Here is a 22,898-nt window from a genome sequence, read left to right on the forward strand (position 1 = left end):
GAGCGCCGCGCTCGCTCTGTACGAGACGGGCCGGGTCAGGCGTCCAGCATGGCCCGGCCGAGCGGCGTCAACGTGTGCAGCACACTGTTGCGTTCCCGGTGGCTGACCAGCAGGCCGGCGTTGCGCAGGACTGTGGCGTGCTGGCTCGCCGCGGCGGGCGAGATGTTGAGCTGGCGGGCTACCTCGCCGGTGGTGCAGCCCTCGTCGCTGGCCTGCAACACCGCCGCGCGGGTGCGGCCGAGCAGCGCGGCGAGTGAGTCGCGGGTAGCACCGGACGGGGCGGCCCCGATGCCGTCGGCCGGTGCCAGCCCGCCCAGCCGGTCGACCGGGTAGACCAGCACCGGCGGCAACGCCGGGTCGAGTAGCGCGACAGGGGTGCTCGCGCAGAAGAACGACGGCACCAGCAGCAGCCCTCGACCGTCCAGGTGCATCTCCCGGCTGTGCGGGTAGTCCCGGACCTCGAGCACCCCGCCCTCCCAGCGCATGGCCGGCCGGAGGCTGGTGAGCAGACCCTCGACACCGCCGTCGAGCAGCGCTCGGGCCCGGCGGGCCCGGTCCGCCGCCACCGCGGCCTGGATCCGGTTCCAGTACGGGCTGATCGCCAACGACTGGTACTGCTTCATCGACTCGGCGAGGTGATGCAGCACCGCCACCTCGCCTCGGGCCAGCGCGGCGGCCGAGGAGGGCAGCTGGTTCTCGGCGGCCAGCACGCTCAGGTCCCGATGCAGGAGCGAGGTGGGGGTTCGGCGGAGCGCGTCCAGCCCGGACTCGAAACCGTCGACGCTGGCGTACGGAGTGAGGAAGTCGGGGAAGTAGCCGCGTGGCGGGTTGAGCGCGAACAGCAACCGGAGCTGCTCGGAGGCGACGTCCTGACGCAGCCCCCGGGACACGGAGCGCCGCCAGTGTGCCGTCAACGGATCGCGGTTTCGGCCCTGGAGCACGTGCAGGCTGAGGACCAGCTCCCAGATCGGGTCCGCAGCCGGTGCCACCCGGGTCCGGAGGATGTCCTCCCCAGAAAAATGGATCTTCAGCATGGTGCGCTCCCGTGTCGCCGGCAGGGGGGTGCCGGTAGACCGTTCGACTCTACCTGGACGGCACTAATCTCCATCTTTAAGCCTGAGCTGAAAAACCTCGACGTCCTGGGGGCCGGTTAGGCATGCTTCCAGTGCTCGAACAGGGTGCCGGCGTGTCCTCGACATCCCGCCCCCAGGGCACCGGGACCGGGGAGGCCCCGGTGATCGGGCGGCACCACGAGGGTCTGCGGCCCTTGCTCCGCAGAGGTGCCGCCCGGTCACCCACCGCACACATCACCCGGCCAGCCGAATTCGACGAGTCGCGGCGTCACCGAGCCAGCCTATGGAGCACACGCTCGTACAGTGTCGGGGTGCCTGACACCGCGATCCCCGGACCGACCGCTCACCCGACCGATGCCGCGACGTTCACGGCGTTGCACGCCGACGCCACCGCGTTGCTCGGCGACTGGCAGCCCACCAGCCCGGACGCGGCCCGCGCACGGGACCGCACCCTCCGTCTGCTCGACGCCGGCCCGATCGCGATGAGCAGGCAACACCGCCCCGGGCACATCACCGCTAGCGCGCTGGTCCTCGACGCCACCGGCTCGCGCGTGCTGCTCTGCCTGCACGGCAAGTTCGGGCGGTGGGTGCAACTCGGCGGGCACTGCGAGCCGGTCGACCAGACTCTGGTGGCCGCAGCGCTCCGCGAGGCCACCGAGGAGTCCGGGATCGCCGACCTGCGCATCGACCCGGTGCCGATCGACGTGGACGTGCACCCGGTGCAGTGCCAGGGTGGCTCCCTGCACCACGACGTCCGGTTCGCCGTGCTCGCCCCGCCCGGGGCGGTGGAGGAGGTCAGTGACGAGGCCGAAGAGCTGGGCTGGTTCCCGCCGGACAACCTGCCCGAGCCGCTGGCCGGCGGGACCGTGCAACTGGTCGCGCCGGCCCTCGCCGCCCTCAGACGTAACCCTCTTCGCCTCGCTCCTTGAGCTCGTCGACCAGGGCCTTGACGTCCTGCGCCCGGTCACGCGGGCAGACCAGCACCGCGTCCGGGGTGTCCACCACGATCAGGTCCTGCAACCCGAGGACCGCCACCAATCGTCCCGACTGCGGCACGACGACCAGGTTGCTGCTGTCCCGCAGCAGCACACCGGGCTTCGCGTCGGTGCCGAGCACCACGTTGCCCGCGTCGTCGGCCGGCAGCACGTCGCCCAGGGTGTGGAAGTCGCCGACGTCGTTCCAACCGAAGTCGCCCGGCACCGTCGCCACCCGACCCGCGGTGGCCGCGCCCTCCATCACCGCGTAGTCCACCGAGATCTTCGGCAGCGTCGGCCAGATCGCGCCGAGAACCTCGTCCTGCTCCGGGGTGCCCCAGGCGGCGGCGATCGCGACGACGCCCGCGTGCAACGCCGGCTGCTGACGGGCCAACTCGGCGAGGAAGACGTCCACCCGCCACACGAACATGCTCGCGTTCCACAGGTGCCGGCCCGAACGGACGTACGCCTCGGCGACCTCGGCGCCCGGCTTCTCCTTGAACTCGGCCACCTGCCGCCACGGCGAGCCGTCGGTCTCCTCGCCGGTCTCCAGGTAGCCGTAGCCGGTCTCCGGCCGGGTCGGGGTGATTCCGACGGTCATCAGCATGCCCTGCTCGGCCCCGCGGACCGCCTCCTGGACCGTACGGACCCAGCTGTCCGGGTCGCGGATCAGGTGGTCGGCCGCGAAGCTGCCCATCACCGCGTTCGGGTCGCGTACCGCGATCACCGCCGCCGCCAACGCGATCGCCGCGCAGGAGTCCCGAGGGGACGGCTCGACCAGAATGTTCTCCTCGGGCAGACCGGTCAGCTGCCGGGCCACCGCCGCGACGTGCGCGGCACCGGTGACCACAAGGGTGCGGTCCGGTGTGGTCAGCGGCGCGAGCCGTTCCACGGTCGCCTGCAGCAGCGAGGCGCTGGTGCCGGTCAGCGGATGGAGGAACTTGGGGTGGCCGGCACGAGACAACGGCCACAACCTTGTGCCGCTGCCACCTGCAGGAATGACCGCATAAAGCATCCGCACATCATGCCCGACGAGCCTGCCCGGAGTGGCACGGGTCACCACTTGGGTCGGAGAGTCAGGATCGGGCCCTGCTCCAGGCGGCGATGTGCACCTCGGCGCTGGTCGCCCAGGTGAACTCCTTCGCCCGGTCGAAGCCCGCCTTCGCCAGCGACAACCGTCGCTGCTCGTCGTCGAGGAGGGCGGCCAGGTCGGTGCCGATCTGCTCCGGGTCCTCCGAGGTGTACGCGACAGCGTCGCCACCGACCTCGGGCAGCGACAGCCGGGGAGTGGTCAGCACCGGGGCGGCACACGCCATCGCCTCCAGGATCGGCAGGCCGAACCCCTCGCCGTAGGAGGGATAGGCGGCGACCAGGGCGCCACCGAGGAAGCCCGGGAGGTCGCCGTAGCGCAGGTAGCCGGGGCGCAGCAGGCGCAGGTGCGACGGGACCTCGGCGACGGCCCGGTCGATGTCGTCGTCGTGCCCCTGCCCGCCGGCGATCACCAGGGCCGGCGGGTCGGACCGCTCGGCCACCGCGCGCGCCCAACCACGGATCAGGTTGGGTACGTTCTTCCGCGGCTCCTTGGCCCCGAGGAACGCGACGTAGCTGCTGTTGCCGAGCCCCAGCCGAGCGCGGACGCGGGCCTTCTCCTCCTCGGTGGGAGCGTGGAAGGCAGCCTGGTCGACGCCGTGGTAGGCCACGTCGATCCGGGTCGGGTCGGCGTCGAGCAGGCGGATCAGCTCGTCCCGGGTGGCCTTGCTGGGCACGATCACCCGGTCGGCGCGGCGCAGCGAGGTCTTGATGGCGCTGCGGAAGAACGTGCGGCGGGACTTGTCGTAGTGCTCCGGCTCGGTGAAGAACGTCGCGTCGTGCACGGTGACGGTGACCGGGCAGCCGGCCCGCAGCGGGCAGGTGTAGAACGGCGAGTGCAGCACCTCCGCACCGACCTGCTGGGCGAGCAGCGGCAGGCCGGTCTGCTCCCAGGCGAGCCGGGCCGGGCGGTGGGCCACGGCGGCCGGGGCGGGGATGATCTCCGCACCGGGCAGCATGCGGGTGTAGCGCTCCAGGTCGGTGCGGAGGCTGACCACCGCCAGCTCCACCCCCGACCCGCACACCTTGCCGAGGGCACCGAGCAGACCGTCGACGTAGCGACCGACACCACCACGGTCGGCGGGGACACTCGTGGCGTCGATGAGCACGCGGGGCGGGCGACCGGCGGTCACGGGGCGACTCCTTGCACTGGCGGGTCTGTGGGGAAAAACACTCCGGGGGCCAAGCCTACGCCGGAGCGCGGGGGCGGCGCTGACTGCGACCCGACGGTACGCCGACTTGTCATCGCCATCGAGTACGGCCGGCAGGGGCGTATCGTTCGCGCCGATGGCCGACAATATTGCCCGGGTCTTCGCCGATGCGATCGCTACCGACCCGACCAGACCGTTGCTCACCTGGTACGACGACGCCAGCGGGGACCGCACCGAACTGTCCGGCGCCACCCTGGCGAACTGGGTGGCGAAGACCGCCAATCTTCTCGTCGACGAGGTCGGCCTCGCCCCGGGCACCCCGGCCGGCGTGTTGCTGCCGCCACACTGGCAGGCCGCCGCGGTGCTGCTGGGTTGCTGGTCGGCCAAGTTGAACGTCGTCGACACGCCGGGAGACGTGGACGTGCTGTTCGCCGCCGTCGACCGGTTCGACGAGGCGCAGTCCTGGGCGGCCGACGAGCGGTACGCCCTCGGGTTGGCCCCGCTCGCCGCCCCACTACGGCAGGTGCCGCCCGGGTTCGCCGACTACGTGGTGGAGGTACGCCGGCACGGCGACCACTTCACGCCGCAGCCCGGTCCGGGCCCCGCCGACGAACGTCTGCTGACCCGGGCGGAGGCCCGCGCCGACGAACTGGGCATCGAGCGTGGGGCGCGTGTCCTGGTCGACGCCGCCCGCTACCCGGACCCGGTGGACTGGCTCCTGGCCCCGCTGAGCCGGGCCGCCACAGTGGTCCTCTGCGCCAACCAGGACCCAGCCCGCCTGGACGCCCGAGTAACAACGGAAAAAGTCACCCACCCCCTCCCGTAACCCCACCTCTGCGGTCGATCATGGAGTGGTGGTGGGGAACTCCTGCGGCTATGCCCCTTTACGAGCACCACAATTCCATGATCGACCGGAGTGTGGGGCGAGCGTCATCGACGACGGGCAGCCGACCTAGGCGGAGGTCCTCGACTGGGCGAAGGTGGCGAACGCGGTCAGGGACTCCGGGTTGGCCAGCGCGCCCTTGGCCGCGGCCTGGTCGACCGGGGTGCCGGTGAGGATCTTCTTGACCGGCACCTCCAGCTTCTTCGCCGACAGGGTGCGGGGCACCGCACGCACCTGGTGGATCTCGTCGGGCACGTGTCGGGGCGAGAGGGCGGTACGCAGTTCGCGACAGATCGTCGCGCGCATCGCGTCGTCAAGGGTCAGACCCTCGGCGAGCACCACGAAGAGCAGCAGCTCACCAGCACCACCCTCGTCGTCCTCCAGGTGCACGACGACGGAGTCGAGCACCTCGTCCAGCCCTTCGACCACCGAGTAGAACTCGGCGGTGCCCAGCCGCACCCCACCACGGTTGAGCGTGGCGTCGGAGCGTCCGGTGATCACGCAGCCGCCCCGCTCGTTGATGGTGATCCAGTCGCCGTGCCGCCACACCCCGGGGTAGACGTCGAAGTACGCCTCGGCGTAGCGGACGCCGTCAGTGTCGTTCCAGAAGCCCACCGGCATGCTCGGCATCGGCTCGGTGATCACCAACTCGCCCAGTTCACCGATGACCGGGGTGCCGTCGGCGGAGCGGGCCTCCACCTTCGCGCCCAGCGCACGGCAGGCGATCTCCCCCGCGTACACCGGCAGCAGCGGCACCCCACCGACGAAACCCGTGCACACGTCGGTGCCACCGGAGAGCGACTGGAGCTGGAGGTGGTCGCCGACGGTGTCGTACACCCAGTGGAAGCCCTCGGCGGGCAGCGGCGCACCCGTCGAACCCACCCCGCGCAGCGCGGACAGGTCGGCGATCTCCCGGGGGACCAGCCCGGCCTTGCGGCAGGCCAGCAGGAAGGGGGCGGAGGTGCCGAAGTACGTGGTGCCGGTCTCCGCCGCCAGCCGCCACAGCCCACCGAGGTCGGGGTGGCCGGGGTTGCCGTCGAAGAGCACGATGGTCGCGCCCACCGCCGGGCCGGAGACCAGGAAGTTCCACATCATCCAGCCGGTGGTGGTGAACCAGAAGAAGCGGTCCGCCGGGCCCAGGTCGTGGTGCAGGGCGAGCATCTTCAGGTGTTCCAGCAGGATGCCGCCGTGGCCGTGCACGATCGGCTTGGGCAGCCCGGTGGTGCCCGAGGAGTAGAGAACGTACAGCGGGTGGTCGAACGGCACCGGCGTGAACGTCGACGGCTCGTCGGTCGGCGCGGCCAGCTCGGCCCAACCCAGCGCGCCGTCCGGCGGCGTGGCCAGCGGGTCGAGGTAGGGGATGCTGACGGTGTGCCGCAGCGACGGCAGGGCGGCCCGGATCGCTGCCACCTCGGCGCGCCGGTCCACCGGCTTGTCGCCGTAGCGGTAACCGTCCACGGCGACCAGCACTGTCGGCTCGATCTGCTGCCACCGGTCGGTGACGCTGCGGGTGCCGAACTCGGGCGCGCAGGACGAGAAGACCGCGCCCAGGCTGGCGGTGGCCAGCAGGAGGACGTACGTCTCCGGGATGTTGGGGGCGTAGGCCGCCACCCGGTCACCGGCGGTGATGCCGAGCCGGCGCAGCCCTGCCGACACCCGGCGTACCTGCTCACGCAGCTCCCCGGCGGTCAGCGTGACCGGCGGTCGGGTCTGCCCGTGTGCGATCACCACCGGGTCGTCGTCGACCCGCCCCGGCATCCGCAGCACGTTCTCCGCGTAGTTGAGAGTGGCCCCGGGGAACCAGCGGGCCCCGGGCATCCCCCGCTCGGCCAGGGTGGCGGTCGGCGGGGTGTGCGCGATCACCTCGAAGTGATCCCAGACCGAGCGCCAGAACGCGTCCAGATCGGTGGTGGACCAACGCCACAGCGCGTCGTAGTCGGCGAAGTCCAGCCCTCGGTGCTCCCGCAGCCAGCGCAGGTAGCCGCCGATCCGGGACCGCTCGCGTACGTCCGCCGGCGGCGCCCACAGCATGTCACCCACTGGTCCACCCTCCCCTGGCCCGGCACGACGTTGTGTTTGGGCCGTGGCGCCATCTTGCCCTACCTCGAAGCGCCATTCTGCGCACCGGGTACGCCGACCGATGCGTGCCCGTCCCACACTCCACCCCGCCGACCCATGTGGGTCAGCCCGCGCGGTGGGCCTGGATGGCGCGACGGCGGGCGAGCCGGTGCGCCCGGCGGATCTCCGCCTCCTTGTACCGGCGCTCGTCCTCCGCGGTCTCCGGCAGCACCGGGCGGACCGCCCGCGGCGCCCCGCCGACGTCGACGCCGACGAAGACCAGGTACGCGGTGGCCACCCGGACCGCCGCGTCCTCGGCCGAGTCCCACCGTTCGGCGACGACCCGCACGCCGACCTCCATCGAGGTCTGGCCGGTCCAGTTCACCTGCGCGTGCGCGTGCACCAGGTCACCGACCCGGACCGCCTCGGAGAAGACGATCTCGTCGATCGCGGCGGTCACCGCCGTGCCTCCGCTGTGCCGGGCCGCTGCGGCACCCGCCACGTCATCGGCGAACTTCATCAGGACCCCGCCGTGCACGGTGCCGTAGAGGTTCACGTCCACGGCGGTCATGATCTTGCTCAGCGTGACGCGCGAGTACGACGTCGGCTTGCCGACCGGTGCGGCGGAGAGGTGCTCAGTCATGTCGAAAACGGTACGGTGCGCGGATGCGACATCTCTGGAGCTTCCTCGCCGGGCTGGTGGTGGCGCCCATCACCTGGGTGCTGGTCACACTGGGGCAGGACGGGTCGAGCCGGACGGTCGACCGCTGGGTGGAGATCGGCACGTTCAACACCGCCAACCTGATCGAGCCGGCCGTGTACCTCGCTGTCGGCGGTGTCCTGTTGGGCCTGCTCGGCACGCTGCGTTTCTCACCGCTGGGCCCGCTGGTGGCCGGGTTGCTGCTGGTCACCCCGTACATCGGGATGTTCGTGGCGCCCTTCACGGTGCGGGACGCGATCCCGCACGAGTGGAAGGTGTTCGGCGATCCGCTGCCGCTGCGACTGCCCGTGGAGAACGGCACACTCTTCCTGGTCGGCCTGCTGCTGCTGATGGCGACCTTCAGCATGCAGCGGTGGCGGCAGTGGCCCCACCCGGCGACCGAGCCGGCCGCGACTCCGGCCCCCGTGCCGGACGGAGGCCCCCGCAACGACGACTTCACCCTCACCGACTGGCCGCCGACCACGCCGGCGGATCGGGACACCGCGCCCCTCACTCTGGGTTACCCGGCTGATTCGACGCCGACCGAGCCGCTGCCGCGGCGGGTCGGTGGCGAGTCGCCCTGGTCCGCTCCGCCGCGCGGTCAACCGCGCCCGGAGGACACCACCGAGATCCGCTGAATCGTCGGGCGGGCCGGTCACCCGGCCCGCCCGCTGTCTCCCACGGAGAAACCCGGCCCTAGTGCACAACGACCGCGAGGTCCGGGTCGACGGTGCCGAGGCTGGCACGGGGGACGACGACGAGCATGACCACCAGGGCGGCGGCCATGCCGCCCGCGATGACGATCGCCATCGGCACGCTTCCGGTGCCGAACAGACCGGCCAGCGGCGCGGACAACGCGCCGATGCCGAACTGCACGGCGCCGAGCAGCGCCGCGGCGGTGCCCGCCGCCTCGCTGTGCCGGCTCATGGCCAACGCCGGGGCGTTCGGTAGGGCCAGCCCGGCGGCGGCCAACACGAGCCACAGCGCGGCGAGCAGGGTGCCCAGACCACCGAAGCCGGTCGCCGCGAACAGGACCAGCAGCAACCCGGCCGCCGTGCCGGCGATCAGGGCGCTGACCAGGATCTGCTGCGGGGTGTAGCGGCGCAGCAGCCGAACGTTGAACTGGGTGGCCGCGATCAGGCCCACCGCACCGGCCCCGAAGGCCACGCCGAACTCCTGCTCGTCGAGGCCGTACTCCTGCTGAAGGACGAAGGACGACCCGGAGACGTACGCGAACAGGGCTGCCATCGCCAGCCCGGCGACCAGCACCAGGCCGACGAACGCCCGGTCGTTGAACAGCCCCCGGTAGTCGCGCAGGGTCGCGGCCACCCCTCCGTGCCGCCGACGCGTCACCGGAAGGGTCTCCTGGAGCCGGAGCGCGGCAACGACGATCAGCAGCGCGCCGAGCACCGCCAGCGCCGCGAAGACGCCCCGCCACTCGGTCCAGCGCAGCAGGCCGCTGCCCAGCGTCGGCGCGAGGATCGGCGCGAGACCCATGACGAGCATCAACCGCGAGAAGATCCGGGCGAAGGACGCCCCGCTGAACAGGTCGCGGACGACGGCCGTGGCGACCACTGTGGCGGCCGCGACGCCGAGCCCCTGGAGCACCCGCAGTGTGCCGAGCACCGCGATGGTGGGCGCGAAGACGCACAGCACGGAGGCAACGATGTGCGCGGCCAGCCCGGCCAGCAGCGGAATCCGCCGTCCGACCACATCGGAGAGCGGACCGATCAGCAGCTGGCCCAGGGCGAGACCGACGAGCGTGCCGGTCAGCGTCAGCTGCACAGCGGTCTCGGTGGTCTGGAGACCTGCCGTGATGGCGGGCAGCGCGGGAAGGTACATGTCGATGGTCAGCGGCCCGATCGCGATCAACGCGCCCAGCACGAGGACGAGTTGCACCCGCTGACGGTTGGTCATCAGATCGCCGGGCAGGACGCCCTCGGTGATCGTCGGCTCTGCCGTGCGGGTGCCCGCTCCGGCCTCTTCCACGGACTGCTTCATCATCTCGATCTCTCTGCGGAAGCGGGTGTCGTCACACGCGGTGCGGGGCGTCCCCGCACCCGCGGGAGCAGCGGGCATGGTGACGGACATGACGAGCAGGGGTCGTGGTGGAGGTGAACGCCCGGAAGGCGTACAGCGTTCCCAGTGTGTGGGGTGTCACGCCCTGACAGTTCGACATCGACGAATGCCGGATGTGACGGCGGTCACGGCAGAACGAGAACCGAAGCGGGGGTACGCGTCGTCTTGCCTTTCGTGAGACGAAGTCTGGACGGGCTCGACGAGGGCGAACTGCTCCGCCGGGTCGCTCGGGGCGACCGACGCGCGTTCGACGCGCTGTACCGGCGTACCGCCCCCTGGTTGACCGCACGCCTGCGTCGGCGCTGCGCCGACGAGGACGTGGTGGCCGAGGTGTTGCAGGAGACGTACCTGGCGGTGTGGCGGTCGGCCGGCAGTCAGGCGCAGTCGTCCTCCGCGTCCGGCAGCGCCGTGGGCTGGCTGTGGACGATCGCCGCCCACCGGCTGGTCGACGCGTTCCGCCACCGGGCTCGACGCGAGCGGATCCCGACGGTACAGACCTTCGAGACGGTGGCCCCGGCCGCCGAGGAGGAGGCGCTGGCCGGTGGGCTGGACGCCAACCTCGAAAAGGCCCTACACGCGCTGCCCCCGGAGCTACGACAGGTACTCCGCGCGATGGTCCTCGACGGGCTGACCGCCCGGGAGACGTCGCTGCTGCTCGGCATGCCGGAGGGGACCGTGAAAACCCGCGCGCGACGGGCCCGAATCGCACTCCGGGAGGCGCTGTCATGATCACTCACCCCGCACCCGCGCTCATCTCCCACTACGCCTCGGGCGGTGTGGGCGTCGACGACGCGACCATCTGGGCGGTGGAGGCGCACCTGGAGACCTGCGCCGACTGCCGGGCGCTGCTGACGACTGCTGTCGACCCCGGCACACGTGACCTGCTGGACCGGGTCGCCGGCACCGTCGCCGCCGGGATCGCCAACGGTCCGGGGCCGGTGCGACGGCGGCGGCTACGGCGCACCGGGGTCGCCGCCCGGATCCTGCCGTGGCTCGCCACCGCCGCCGGGCTGATGCTGGCCGCGGTCCTGTTCGAGAAGACCTTCGCCACCCTGCCGTCACTGGTGCTGCTTGTCGCGCCGGTCGCGCCGCTGCTGCCGGTGGCCGCCGTCTGGAGCCGGCGCGTCGACCCGGCCTGGGAGTTGGCGGCCACCACACCTCGTACCGGCCTGCCGCTCCTCATGCGCCGCACGTTGGGGGTGCTGCTCACGGTCCTGCCGGTGCTGGCGGTGGCCGGCTGGGGCACCGGGCACTCCCCCGGTCTCTGGTTGCTGCCGGCCCTGGGCTTCACCGCCGGGGCGTTGGCGCTCGGCACCGTGGTCGGGATCGACCGGGCCGCACTCACGTTGGCGCTCACCTGGTCCGTGGGTGTGGTGGCCCCGAGCCTGGTCGGCGGGCGACTCCCGGCCGTCCTCGCGGGCAGCAGCCTGACCGGTTGGGCGCTCACCACGGTGCTGTTGCTGGCCGTGGTCCTCGTCCAGGCCCGATGGCGGTCGCAGCTACCCACCAGCACGTTCCGATGACGAGATACGGAGACATGATGATGCGTACGGTCAGCGTGGCGGAGACCGCGCCGTCCACCTACCCGTGGGCGGTGCACGCCGAGACGTTGCAGGTGAAGGCCGGCCGACACCTGGCGGTCAACGGTCTGGACCTGGCGTTGGGCATCGGCGTACACGGGCTGCTCGGCCCCAACGGCGCCGGCAAGACGACGTTGATGCGGGCCCTGGCCACCGTGGTGAAGCCGTCCGCCGGTCGACTCACACTGCTCGGCGAGGACGTCACCTCCGGCGCGGACCTGCGCCGGGTACGACGTGGCCTGGGCTACCTGCCGCAGCACTTCGGCTTCTATCCGCGTTTCACGGTCCGGGAGTTCGTCGAGTACCTGGCCTGGCTCAAGGAGATGCCGAAATCGGTCATCCCCGGTGCGGTGCAACGGGCCATCGAACGGGTGGGTCTGGCCGACCGCGCCGACTCCCGGATGAAGACGCTGTCCGGCGGGATGCTGCGCCGCGCCGGCATCGCCCAGGCGATCGTCAACGACCCGGCGGTGCTGCTGCTCGACGAGCCGACGGTCGGTCTGGACCCGGAGCAACGCCTGGACTTCCGTGAGCTGCTGCGTGAGATCGGCCTGGACAGCTGCGTACTCGTCTCCACCCACCTGGTCGAGGACGTCGCTGTGGCCTGCACCGACGTGGTGCTGGTCAGCGAGGGCCGGTTGGTGTGGCAGGGCAGCACCGGTGAGCTGGCCGAGCAGGGCGGCGCCGACGACGCCGGCGACAGCGCCACCGAACGCGGCTACTCGTCGGTGCTGCGCGCCTACCGTGGGCGGGTGTCGGCGTGACCGGACGAATTCTGCGCATCGAACTACGCCGCTCGGCGGCGGTGGCGATCGCCCTGCTGATGCTGGTGACCGGCACGGTGCTGCTGCTCACCGCCACCCAGTTCTTCGCCGGGCGCTGGATGCAACTGGCGGTCACCACCCGGACGATGCTGATGGTGCTGCTGCCACTCGCGCTGGCCGGCGGGGCGTTGCTGGGCCGCCGCGACGCCCGTTGCCGGGTCGACGAGTTGTTCGCCAGCACCGTCCGGCCACGGTGGCAGCGCGTCGGCCCGACCGCCAGTGCTCTCGCGATCTCGGTGGTGACCGCGTACCTCCTGGTGTTCCTCATCGCGGCCGGGTGGGTGGTGCGGACGTCGGCGTACTTCCCGGCCAACGCGATGGTCGTGACCGCGGTCGGCATCCCGGCGTTGGTCGCCGCGGCCTGGCTGGGAATGGCCGCCGGCCGGGCCGTACCCCGGTTGATCACCGCACCCGTTCTCGCCGTGGTCGGCTTCGTCCTGGTGGGGCTGGTACCGGACCTGGTCATGATGGCTGACACCGCCTCGACTCTGACCAGGTTCCGGCCCGAACCGTCGGCGGTGCTGCTCATCCCGGTCTTCAGCGGGGGCGTGGACGACTTCCAGACGGTAATCAACCGGGTCAGCCTGCTCCAGATGGTGTGGCTGGTGTCCCTCGCCGCCACCGGGCTACTGCTCCTGGGCGCGGTCCGGCGTCGGGCCATCGCGCTGGCAGTGCTCCCCGCGGTGCTCGGCGCCGCCGTCACCGTGCCGCTGCTGCCCGTGGGCGGAACCCGCGGCGCGGTCGCCGCCGACCCGGTCGCCGTCGAGCTGATCTGCGACAACGACGGCCCGCAGGTCTGCGTGACCCGCGCACACGCCGGGGTGCTGCCCGACGTCGTCGGCCCGGCCCGGGAAGCCCTGGCCGTGATGGCGGCGAAGCTACCCAACGCCCCGATCCGGGCGGTGGAGACCCAACAGGTCGCCTACTGGGCGCAACTCTCCCCCGACCTGTCACGGCCCCGGCACCCCGTCGACACGCTCGTCTTCGACGCCCCGACGATCACCAGCACCGGAGGCGCCGACCTGTCCGACGACTACTTCCGGCCGTTCCTGCTCCGGGCCGCCTGGCAGCAGGAGTGTGGCGAAGGGTCGGAGCGGGGCGACGAGCCTCTCGCCCGGATGGTCGCCGCCGCCTGGCTGACCGACCAACCACCGACACTGGAGTCCTGGTGGGATCGCGCGGACGCCGAGCGCGCACAGCGCGCCTACCAGGCGCTGGTGAGCCTGCCGCAGGCCGAGCAGCGGCAACGGATGGCGGCGGCACGGGAGGCAGCGCTGGACTGCCGCCCCGACGCCCTGCTGGCGCTCCTGTCCGAGGACAAGCCGTGAGGTGGCTTCAGCTGTACCTGCGCTCCCGTCAGGTGCCCCTCGCCCTGGGTGTCGCCACCGCCGTGATCGTGCTGGCGTGGGTGATGTCGTCGACCTACACGACCTCGACGACGATCAACGCCCGTACGGCCAGCCTCACCATCATGCTGGCGGTGGTCGCGTTCGGGGCCACCCTCAACGGTGCCGACGACGCCCTCGACCACACCGCGTCGGTCAACTGGCCGCTGCGGCGGGCCGGGCACCTGCTGCTCGCCGCCGCCGTGATCACCGCCCTGCTGTCGCTCAGCGCACTCACCGACGTGCGGTACGAGCCGCTCGCCCTCGTGCTGCGCAACACCGCCGGCCTGCTCGGGCTGACCGCGCTCGGCACCGCGCTGTTCGGCGCCGCGCTGTCCTGGATCGCCCCGCTCACCTGGACCCTCATCGCGGTCCTGCCGTTCCTGGGGCCGAGCACTGACGTGCGCGTCCAGGTCGCCAGTTGGCTGACCCAGCCCGCCGGTACCACCGCTGCCACCGCCTGCGCCGCAGTGCTGGCCGTGACCGGTCTGCTGGCGTACGCGCTGCGCGGCGGCCCGCTGCGACCCGCCAGCGAGACGGCCCCGGACCGGTGAGGGAACCGCCGGTGGTCCGGTGCGCCGGTGTCGGCGCCCCGGACCACCGGCGGCTACGCGAACTAGACGACGCCGGCCAGCAGCTGCCGGGCCATGACGATGCGCTGCACCTGGTTGGTGCCCTCGTAGATCTGCGTGATCTTGGCGTCCCGCATCATCCGCTCGACCGGGTAGTCCCGGGTGTAGCCGTAGCCACCGAGCAACTGCACCGCATCTGTGGTGATCTCCATGGCGGCGTCCGAGGCGAAACACTTGGCCGCCGCGCCGAAGTAGGTGAGGTCCGCGTCGCCCCGCTCGGACTTGCCGGCGGCCGCGTACGTGAGCTGCCGGGCCGCCTCCAGCTTCATGCCCATGTCGGCGAGCATGAACTGGATGCCCTGGAACTCGGCGACCGCCTTGCCGAACTGCCGGCGCTCCGTCACGTACCCCTTGGCGTAGTCGAGCGCGCCCTGCGCGATCCCGACGGCCTGCGCGGCGATGGTGACGCGGGTGTGGTCCAGGGTCTTCATCGCGGTCGCGAAGCCGGTGCCCTCCGCGCCGATCATCCGGTCGGCGGGGATCCGCACGTTGTCGAGGTAGACCTCGCGGGTCGGCGAGCCCTTGATGCCGAGCTTCTTCTCCGGCGCGCCAAAGCTCACCCCGGGGTCGGACTTCTCGACCACGAAGGCCGAGATGCCCCGGGACCGCGCGGACGGGTCGGTGACGGCGAAGACGGTGTAGAACTCCGACACGCCGGCGTTGGTGATCCAGCGCTTCACGCCGTTGAGCACCCAGTGATCCCCGTCACGCACCGCCCGGGTGGTCATCGACGCCGCGTCGCTGCCCGCCTCCGGCTCGGAGAGGCAGTACGAGAACATGGCCTCACCCGCCGCGACCGGCGTCAGATAGCGGCGCTTGATCTCCTCGGAACCGGACAACAGCAGCGGCATCGTGCCAAGTTTGTTCACCGCCGGGATCAGCGAGGAGGACGCGCAGGCGCGGGCGACCTCCTCGATCACGATCGCGGTGGCCAGGGCGTCCGCGCCCGCCCCGCCGTACTCCTCGGGGATGTGGGGGGCGTGGAAGTCGGCCGCCCGCAGGGCGTCGTAGGACGCCTTGGGGAACTCCCCGGTCTCGTCGGCCTCGGCGGCGTGCGGGGCCACCTTCGCCGCGCAGACCTCCCGGACCGCGTCCCGGATCGCCTGGTGCTCATCGGGCAACCGGTAGACGTCGAACGACTCCCCTGCGGCCATGTCGGCCCCTCCCCTTCACCGCTATCATGCGCAGTCTGTGACGACTCCGGACCGCTGACCGAGCAGACTGAAGACTAGCGACTGCAGTTCAGGAGATGTTACCGGCGCGTAGGCATGGGCATGAGGGTGCACCCACGCCGCTGGGCAATGATGGAGGGCAGACAGTGAGCCACCCTCCGGTGCCCCGCCCAGGCGCCGCAGCGGAATGCGACGCGACGACGCGCCGCCAGTGCGAGCGGAGAAGACAGGCGTGACGATCCCCTACCCCACCATCCAGCCGACCCCCGCCATCGCCGCGGTGACACCGCCCTCGGGCGCGCCTCGGCCGCGGGTGACGTTCCTGGGGACCGGCTACCTCGGTGCGACGTACGCCATCTGCTACGCCGAACTGGGCTACGACGTGCTCGGGTTCGACGTCGACGCGGACAAGATCGCGATGCTGAACGCCGGTCAGGTGCCGATCCACGAGCCCGGCCTCGACGAGCTGCTCCGGCGCAACCTCGCCGCCGGACGCCTGCGGTTCAGCACCGACATCGCCGAGACCGCCGACTTCGGTGACGTGCACTTCATCTGCGTCGGCACCCCCCAGCGGGCCGACGGAATGGGCGCCGACCTGTCGTACGTCGAGGCGTCGGTCACCAGCCTCGCGCAGCACCTGACCCGTAAGGCCCTGATCGTCGGCAAGTCCACCGTGCCGGTCGGCACGGCCGAGTGGGTGGAGCAGCTCGTCGGCAAGCACACCCCCGACGACCTCGGCGTCGAGGTGGCGTGGAGCCCCGAGTTCCTCCAGGAGGGCTTCGCCGTCGACGACGTCCTGCGCCCCAACCGGATCGTCGTGGGCGTGAAGAGCGAGTGGGCCAACGGCATGCTCTACGCCGCGCACAAGGGCGTGTTCGACCTGGCTGCCACCGAGGACCGCGAGGTGCCCCTGGTGGTCACCGACTTCGCCACCGCCGAGCTGGTCAAGGTCGCCGCGAACGCCTTCCTGGCCACCAAGATCTCCTTCATCAACGCCATGGCCGAGGTCTGCGAGGCGTCCGGCGGCGACGTCACCCAACTGGCCCGCGCGATCGGCTACGACCCGCGCATCGGCAACCGGTTCCTCCAGGCCGGCCTCGGCTTCGGCGGCGCCTGCCTGCCCAAGGACATCCGGGCGTTCCAGGCCCGGGCCCAGGAGTTGGGCGCCGGCGAGGCGCTGCGTTTCCTGCACGAGGTCGACCTGATCAACCTGCGCCGTCGTACCCGGGTGCTGAACCTCGCCGCGGATCTGCTCGGCCGCCGCTCCGGGCCGGCCGGGCCGGACTTCTCCGGCACCCGGATCGCCGTGCTCGGCGCCACCTTCAAGCCCAACACCGACGACGTCCGCGACGCGCCGGCGCTCGCCGTCGCCGCGCTGCTGCACAAGGCCGGTGCCGACGTGCACGTGTACGACCCGCAGGGCGCCGACAACGCCCGCCGCGCGGTCCCCGAGCTGACCTACGAGAGCGGCATCAACGAGGCGGTCGCCGGCGCCGACCTGGTCTGCGTCCTCACCGAGTGGGCCGACTTCCGCAACGCCGACCCGGTCGCCCTCGGCGAACTGGTCAACGGGCGCAAGGTGGTCGACGGCCGCAACTGCCTGGATTCGGCACTGTGGACCCAGGCCGGCTGGGAGTACCGGGGCATGGGTCGCCCCTGACCGAACGCGCTTCGACCGGCCGGCCACCGAGCATCTCGGGGGCCGGCCGGTGTCGTTGTTTGCCCCGGACCCGCCGACAAGAGTCGAAATCCGCGCCAGCTTTGGGCATGCTGCGACAGTGGTAGTCCACAGTGCGGGTGGAGGGGTGTCGTGGCGACCTTTCAATGCTCCTCGTGCGGCCGGGAGATCAAGCCGGCTGTCCGATGCCCGCACTGTGGGGCCGACCAGCCACAGTGGGTCGAACACCTGGCGGACATCGAACGTTCCATAGCGGAGATGAAGGCGCGCGACGCCGCCATCGCCCGTGAGCAACGGCAGATCGCCGCCAAGATGCAGGCCGCGCTCTTCCAGCGGGACATCCTCGCCCACGCCGGCGAGGAGCGGGTCAAGCAGGCCACCCGACCCCGTCGGGTGCTGCGCCGCCGCCCCGGCCGGCGGCCACCGACCGCCACCACCGGCGCGCCTCCCCGGGTGCCCCGCCAGAACACCCCGCCGGCTCCGGAGGACCCGCCACCGCCGCCCCGATGGCTCGACGCGGACGACCCGGAGCACCCGCCGGAGGCCTCGTCGCGCGAGGTGCAGAACATCCCCCTCGGGCTCGGTGCGCTGCTGCTCGGCGTGGCCGCTGTGGTCTTCGCCGCCGTGGCGACCAGCTCGATGGACGCGGTGGCCCGGCTCGGCATCCTGCTCCTGGCCACCGCGCTGATGCTGCTCGCACCGCCGGTGCTGGCCCGGCGCGGGCTCACCTCGACCGCCGAGACCATCGCCGCGGTCGGCCTCCTCCTCGTGCCACTCGCCGGTAACGCCCTCTGGGCGGTGGACCGGATCGGCACCGGCGGCGTCTCCGCCACCGTCTTCAGCGGGGTGATCTTCGCGGTCACGGCGGGCGTCGCATTCGGGTACGCCGGCTGGACGGGCCTACGCGCACCCCGCTTCGCCACAGTGCTCGCCGCACAGCCGGTGCTGCCGCTGCTCGCGTACGACCGGATCACCGGCCCGGGCGGCTGGGCGCTGGTGCTGGCCCTGGTCGCCCTCGTCGACCTCTGGCTGGCCCGCTCCGGCGTGGTCATGGAACGCTCCGTCCGGCAGGACCTGCCACTGCCGGACGCCGCGTCGGCGCCTCGCCAACGCAACGCCGAGAGCCGGCCCGAGGGCGACCCGGAGGAGGCCGCCGAGCTGGTCGACGCCGACGCGGGCGCCACCGACCCTCGGCCCGCGCGCCCGGTGCCCGGGCTTCGTGAGCTGACCTGGTTGCTGCACGCGGTGGCGGTCGCCGTCGCCCTGGCGTACGCGGTCACCGCTCTGCTGCGGGCGCAGACCGTTCCGACGGCCACCGGCGCCGGGATGGTGCTGCTGCTGGCCGCCACGGTCGGGTTGGCGGGCGCGCTGGTTCTGCGTCGACCGCCGTTGCCCGACGTCGCGGCCGGCATCGTCACCCTGGCCGTGATCGGTGCGCTCAGCCGAATCGTCTCGGTGGCGCTGCCCGGCCGGGCGTTGTTGCTGATCGCGCTGGTCATCACGGTGACCGGGCTGGCGGTCCGCGCGGTCCCCGAGGCCGCCCGCCGTGGTCCGCAGATCGCCTCGGCGGTGGCGTTGACGGTCAGCGGCCTGGTGGTCGCCGGTGGCGCACTACGCGCCGGGGTCGCACCGGTCCGGGCGGCGCTGCCTGCCTGGGGCGCCGACCTGGACCGTTACCCGGCCGAACTGGCGGCGGCGGTCGGCCCGACCACCTGGCAGCTCGCGGGTGCCGCGTTCCTGCTCACCATCGCCGCGGTGCTGGCGCTGCCTCCGGAGATCCGCCGCGAGTTCGCGGTCGCCGGCGCGGCCCTGACCGCGCTCGCCGTCCCGGCCTCGTTGGGTCTCGGGTGGGCGGTGGCCCCCTGGCCGATGGTGATCACCTCGATCGGCATCGGTGTCATCGGGCTCTCCGCCCGCACCGACCGCGCCGCGGTGGCACACGCCGTCGGTGCGGCGGTGGTGGGCCTCTTCGGTGCCGGTGCCAGTCTCAGCCGCCCCACACTCAGCGCCGCCGTCCTGCTCACCCTGTTCGTGGCCGGCACCCTGCTCGCGTTGGCACCTCGGATCCGGATCGCCTCGGCGGCCTCCGACACGGTCACCGCCTGGGCCGCCGGTGGTGCCGCGTTCGCGTTGCCCGGGGCGGTGGCGGCGTTCGTGACCGCCACCATGCCGGTCGACCCGACTCCCACCCCGGCGAGTCTCCGGGAGGTGACAGTACCGGTCCTGGCGGCCAGCTTCCTGGCCGTCTGCGTGACCCTCGGCTACGCCGCCATCGTGCAGGTCTCCCAGCGCCGCATCCCCGCGCCGCTGTCCGTCGGCACCGGGCTGGGCGCGCTGCTCGTCACCGCGGCCGCGTTCGGCGCGCCCGGCGCCACCGTCGCCGACGCCTGGGTCGGTGCGCTCCTGCTGGTCGCGGCGGTGCTGCTCTTCCTGGCCCCCTCCATCGACGCGGGCCGTCGCGCCGACCTCACCCTCGACGGCTCCGACCTGGCCGCCGCCGCGGTCACCACCGCGCTGGTCGCCACACTGGTGCGGATCGGCGCGGTGCTCGCACCGGGCGGGCAGTTGGCGGTGGCCGCCGCCCTCGTCCTGGTCGTCGCGGTCGGCGCGCGCAGCATGCCGGAGGAGTGGCGACGCGGGCCGATCCTCGGCCTCGCCGTCGGCGGCCTCCTCATCGGCGTACTCGCCGGCTGGTCCGCGGTGCGCGGCGGGGTCGGCGTGCTCGCCACCCCCGGCCCGATCTGGAGGGGTGACCTGAGCGGCTGGCCCGCCGCTCCCGTCGGCGGTTCGACCTGGCAGGCGCCCGTCGCGTTGGCGCTGTTGGCCCTCGCCGCCGGCATCCTGCTCCCGCCGCCCTGGCGCTGGGACGCGTCCGGCGTGGCGGCGGTGCTCGCCACGATCGGCGCGCCCGCCGCGTTCGACCTGGCCTGGTGGTCGCCGGTCCTGGTCGGCGGCATGGTCGCCACCGTGTTCGGGATCGCCGCGGTCGCCACCGAGGAGGCCCGCGCCGGGCTGTCCCGGGCCACGGTGGCCGGGGTGGTCGCGTTGCACGCCGCCGGGGCCGGCCTGGTCCGGCCGTGGACCACGGCGCTGGCCCTGGGCAGCATCGCGCTCATCGGCGTGGTGGTGGCCACGGTGGCACGCGTCCTGGCCGGCCCGCAGGTGACCGACATCGACACCGAGGGGATGCCACCGCACCTGGCTCAGATCGGTGGTGCGGCCCTCGGCGCGGCGCTGCTGGCCCTTCCCGGTGCGGTGGCGGCGCTGGCCGCCGAGTTCGAACACTCGGCGCAGGTGGTGCTGACCGCGGCGCTGGCCGCGTCCAGTCTCGGCCTGGCCGCCGTGGCGGCGGTCCGCCGGCAGGTGCCGCAATATCTGCCCTGGGTCAGCGCCGCTGTGGTCGGCGGGGCCACCATCAGTGCCCTCGCCGCGATCCCCACCGGCCTCGCCGCAGGTGTCTACGCGGCCGCCGCGGCACTGCTCGGCGTGCTGGCCGAGCTGATCCGAGCGGCCACCGTGCCGCCCACCGGCGCCGCCCAACCGGTCCGGCGGTGGGCGGTACGCCTCGACGGGGCCCTACGCCGACTGCCGGACGACCCGGAACGACGGCGGTGGCGGTTCAACCCGGCGGCCGGCGCGCTGGCCGCTGCGGCCCTCCCGACCGCCCTGGCCCTCGCCTCGATCGCCCCCGCGCTGGTCGCCGCGCTGGTCGAACCGCACCGCACACTGACCCGGATCTGGCACGGCCCGCCGCCGGAGCTGCTCACCCCGCCCCCGGACGTGGTCGACCCCACCCACGTGCTGACCGCACTGCTGCTCACCGCGACCGCCGCGCTCGCGGCCACCGGCTTCAGCGGTGGACGACGCTCCCGAGCCGTGCCGGTGGTGCTGCCCGGGGCCGCCGTCACGCTGTTGATCACGCCCATCGCGTTGGGCAGCGGCTGGCCGGCGAGCACCCTCGCCGCGCTCTCCGTCTTCACCATCGCGATGCTCGGCCTCGCGTTGACCCCACCGCCGCCACTGGCCGAACGGGCCCGCTCGCTGCGGCTGGCCCGGGTCCTGGTGTTCGTCATCGGGTTGGCCGCCGGCGGCGCCGGGCTCGCCGGGAGCCTCGCCGCCCGGGAACTCACAGTGTTCACCCTGGGCGGGGCGGTCGGCGTGGGCGTGGTGGCGGCCCTGTTCGGCACCACCCAGCGGGCCCGCATCCTCGGTTGGCTGTTCGCGTCGCTGATGGCCCAACTCTTCGTGCTCACCGCCGGCCTGGTCGCCGGGCTGGCCCCGGTCTGGTCCGCGTTCGGGGTGCTCGCGGTCGGTGCGGTCCTCCAGGTGTTCGCCGCGGTCCTGCCCCGGCTGCGGCAACCCGAGGCGCAGCGGGAAGCCTCCACGGTGCAGTGGAGCGGCTACGCTGCCGCGCTCATCGCCCTGGCCCTCGCCTTCGACTCGCCCCGACACATCGCCGCCCTGCTGGCCGCCTGGGGCGCGGTGCTCGGCGTGGCAGCGACCCGGCCCGGTCGCCGGCCGGTGGAACGCCGGATCCTGTTCTGGGCGGTGGTGGTCTGCGAGATCACCGCCTGGTGGATCCTGATGCGGGTCGCCGACGTCGCGCTGCCCGAGGCATACACGTTGCCGTTCGCCGCACTGGCCCTGCTCGTCGGAGTCCTCGAACTGCGCCACCGACCCGATCTGAGCAGTTGGGTGGCGTACGGGCCGGCGCTGGTCACCGCCTTCGTCCCGACCCTGGCCATCGTCCTGGCCACCGAGTCCAGCACCCTGCGGCAGATGCTGTTGCTGCTCGGCGCGGTCGCGGTGCTGATCTTCGGCTCGTCCACCCGGCAGCAGGCCCCGGTGATCGTCGGCGCGTCGGTCACCGCGATCACCGCGATCCACGCGCTGGTCAGCCTCGGCCCGTGGCTGGCGCTCATCCCGGTCGGCATCCTGCTGCTCGTGCTCGGGGCGAGCAACGAACGCCGCCGCCGCGCCCAGGAACGCCTACAGACCGCGCTGCGCGGCATGAGATGAGATGAGACCGGAGGGTCACGGCGGGGTGGGTGACGACGCCGGCTGAGCGGGCGCGGTTCGCGGGCCGGCCGCGGTGGAGGCGACGGGTTAGCGGAGCGTTTTCTGGAGCGCTGCTTCCTTGGTGGCTACCAGCTCCTCCAGCTCCCGCTGGTAGGTGGTCATCTTGGCGCGCAGCTCCTCGTCGGAGGCGCCGAGGATCCGTACGGCGAGCAGGCCGGCGTTGCGCGCGTTGCCGATCGACACGGTGGCGACCGGAACCCCGGCCGGCATCTGCACGATGGACAGCAGCGAGTCCATGCCGTCGAGGTGCTTCAGCGGCACCGGCACGCCGATCACCGGCAGTGGCGTCACCGAGGCCACCATGCCCGGCAGTGCGGCGGCACCGCCGGCCCCAGCGATGATCACCTTGAGGCCACGGTCGGCGGCGTCGCGGCCGTACTCGATCATCGCGACCGGAGTCCGGTGCGCCGAGACCACCCGCACCTCGTACGACACGCCGAAGTCGTCCAGCACCTCGGCGGCGGCCCGCATGGTCGGCCAGTCCGAGTCACTGCCCATGATCAACCCGACGGTGCTCACCGCGGCCCTCTCCTCGTTCCCG

Annotated in this window: 18 protein-coding genes; 10 read left to right on the forward strand and 8 right to left on the reverse strand. The window is 72.6% G+C overall.

Translation table 11 applies throughout. The features are described from left to right. Nucleotides 1-35 precede the first annotated feature (35 nt). The gene (locus O3438_RS18040) at nt 36-1,034 is read right to left on the reverse strand and encodes an ArsR/SmtB family transcription factor (RefSeq protein ID WP_269681062.1); all 999 of its coding nucleotides are present in this window, start codon (nt 1,032-1,034) and stop codon (nt 36-38) included. A 350-nt stretch (nt 1,035-1,384) separates the two neighbouring features. On the opposite strand from O3438_RS18040, the gene O3438_RS18045 reads away from it, so the two are divergent. Further along, the gene (locus tag O3438_RS18045) at nt 1,385-2,002 is read left to right on the forward strand and encodes an NUDIX hydrolase (protein ID WP_269681063.1); all 618 of its coding nucleotides are present in this window, start codon (nt 1,385-1,387) and stop codon (nt 2,000-2,002) included. On the opposite strand, the gene O3438_RS18050 is transcribed toward O3438_RS18045, so the two are convergent. Together O3438_RS18050 and O3438_RS18055 are read right to left on the reverse strand one after the other, a co-directional pair. Then, nucleotides 1,971-3,062, reverse strand: coding sequence for a mannose-1-phosphate guanylyltransferase (locus O3438_RS18050; protein ID WP_269681064.1), 1,092 nt, complete (start codon nt 3,060-3,062; stop codon nt 1,971-1,973). The genes O3438_RS18045 and O3438_RS18050 overlap by 32 nt on opposite strands. A 61-nt stretch (nt 3,063-3,123) precedes the next feature. Beyond that, complete coding sequence (locus O3438_RS18055; RefSeq protein WP_269681065.1) at nt 3,124-4,269, reverse strand: glycosyltransferase family 4 protein; 1,146 nt, start codon at nt 4,267-4,269, stop codon at nt 3,124-3,126. A gap of 154 nt (nt 4,270-4,423) precedes the next feature. On the opposite strand from O3438_RS18055, the gene O3438_RS18060 reads away from it, so the two are divergent. After that, nucleotides 4,424-5,113 (forward strand): TIGR03089 family protein, encoded by a 690-nt coding sequence (locus tag O3438_RS18060; RefSeq protein WP_269681066.1) that lies wholly within the window; start codon nt 4,424-4,426, stop codon nt 5,111-5,113. A gap of 126 nt (nt 5,114-5,239) precedes the next feature. Here the strand turns inward: O3438_RS18060 and O3438_RS18065 are convergent, their stop codons facing one another. Beyond that, nucleotides 5,240-7,210, reverse strand: a complete 1,971-nt coding sequence (locus O3438_RS18065; protein ID WP_269681067.1) for an acetoacetate--CoA ligase — start codon at nt 7,208-7,210, stop codon at nt 5,240-5,242. Nucleotides 7,211-7,352: 142 nt separating this feature from the next. Continuing rightward, nucleotides 7,353-7,871 carry an acyl-CoA thioesterase gene (locus O3438_RS18070; protein ID WP_269681068.1) on the reverse strand — a complete coding sequence of 173 codons (519 nt, stop codon included), beginning with the start codon at nt 7,869-7,871 and terminating at the stop codon, nt 7,353-7,355. 23 nt (nt 7,872-7,894) lie between these two features. Here O3438_RS18070 and O3438_RS18075 point away from each other — a divergent pair, with 23 nt between their 5' ends. Next, entirely contained in the window at nt 7,895-8,566 is a 672-nt protein-coding gene (locus tag O3438_RS18075) for a hypothetical protein (protein ID WP_269681069.1), read from the forward strand. A 58-nt stretch (nt 8,567-8,624) separates the two neighbouring features. Here O3438_RS18075 and O3438_RS18080 read toward each other — a convergent pair whose 3' ends face one another. Beyond that, on the reverse strand, nt 8,625-9,845 hold the full coding sequence (locus O3438_RS18080) for a multidrug effflux MFS transporter (RefSeq protein WP_269683672.1): 1,221 nt from the start codon (nt 9,843-9,845) through the stop codon (nt 8,625-8,627). 336 nt (nt 9,846-10,181) lie between these two features. Here O3438_RS18080 and O3438_RS18085 point away from each other — a divergent pair, with 336 nt between their 5' ends. The 5 genes from O3438_RS18085 to O3438_RS18105 are packed head-to-tail and all read left to right on the forward strand — an operon-like array spanning nt 10,182 to nt 14,350. After that, nucleotides 10,182-10,736: an RNA polymerase sigma factor gene (locus tag O3438_RS18085; protein WP_269681070.1), complete on the forward strand. Its 555-nt coding sequence runs from the start codon at nt 10,182-10,184 to the stop codon at nt 10,734-10,736. Then, nucleotides 10,733-11,530 (forward strand): zf-HC2 domain-containing protein, encoded by a 798-nt coding sequence (locus O3438_RS18090; protein WP_269681071.1) that lies wholly within the window; start codon nt 10,733-10,735, stop codon nt 11,528-11,530. Before O3438_RS18085 ends, O3438_RS18090 begins: the two co-directional genes overlap by 4 nt. A gap of 20 nt (nt 11,531-11,550) precedes the next feature. Continuing rightward, nucleotides 11,551-12,351, forward strand: a complete 801-nt coding sequence (locus O3438_RS18095; RefSeq protein WP_269683673.1) for an ABC transporter ATP-binding protein — start codon at nt 11,551-11,553, stop codon at nt 12,349-12,351. Next, nucleotides 12,348-13,739: a hypothetical protein gene (locus O3438_RS18100; RefSeq protein ID WP_269681072.1), complete on the forward strand. Its 1,392-nt coding sequence runs from the start codon at nt 12,348-12,350 to the stop codon at nt 13,737-13,739. The genes O3438_RS18095 and O3438_RS18100 overlap by 4 nt, the downstream gene beginning before the upstream one ends. After that, complete coding sequence (locus O3438_RS18105; RefSeq protein ID WP_269681073.1) at nt 13,736-14,350, forward strand: hypothetical protein; 615 nt, start codon at nt 13,736-13,738, stop codon at nt 14,348-14,350. Before O3438_RS18100 ends, O3438_RS18105 begins: the two co-directional genes overlap by 4 nt. 62 nt (nt 14,351-14,412) lie before the next feature. Here O3438_RS18105 and O3438_RS18110 read toward each other — a convergent pair whose 3' ends face one another. Continuing rightward, complete coding sequence (locus O3438_RS18110) at nt 14,413-15,582, reverse strand: acyl-CoA dehydrogenase family protein (protein WP_269681074.1); 1,170 nt, start codon at nt 15,580-15,582, stop codon at nt 14,413-14,415. Nucleotides 15,583-15,832: 250 nt separating this feature from the next. On the opposite strand from O3438_RS18110, the gene O3438_RS18115 reads away from it, so the two are divergent. Together O3438_RS18115 and O3438_RS18120 are read left to right on the forward strand one after the other, a co-directional pair. Then, nucleotides 15,833-17,260, forward strand: coding sequence for a UDP-glucose dehydrogenase family protein (locus O3438_RS18115; RefSeq protein ID WP_269681075.1), 1,428 nt, complete (start codon nt 15,833-15,835; stop codon nt 17,258-17,260). Between the two features lie 150 nt (nt 17,261-17,410). Next, entirely contained in the window at nt 17,411-22,297 is a 4,887-nt protein-coding gene (locus O3438_RS18120) for an SCO7613 C-terminal domain-containing membrane protein (protein ID WP_269681076.1), read from the forward strand. A gap of 87 nt (nt 22,298-22,384) precedes the next feature. Here O3438_RS18120 and purE read toward each other — a convergent pair whose 3' ends face one another. Then, nucleotides 22,385-22,876, reverse strand: coding sequence for a 5-(carboxyamino)imidazole ribonucleotide mutase (gene purE, locus O3438_RS18125; protein ID WP_269683674.1), 492 nt, complete (start codon nt 22,874-22,876; stop codon nt 22,385-22,387). Between the last annotated feature and the right edge of the window lie 22 nt (nt 22,877-22,898).

This window comes from Micromonospora sp. WMMC250 (assembly GCF_027460215.1).
GTDB classification, from domain to species: Bacteria; Actinomycetota; Actinomycetes; order Mycobacteriales; family Micromonosporaceae; genus Micromonospora; species Micromonospora taraxaci.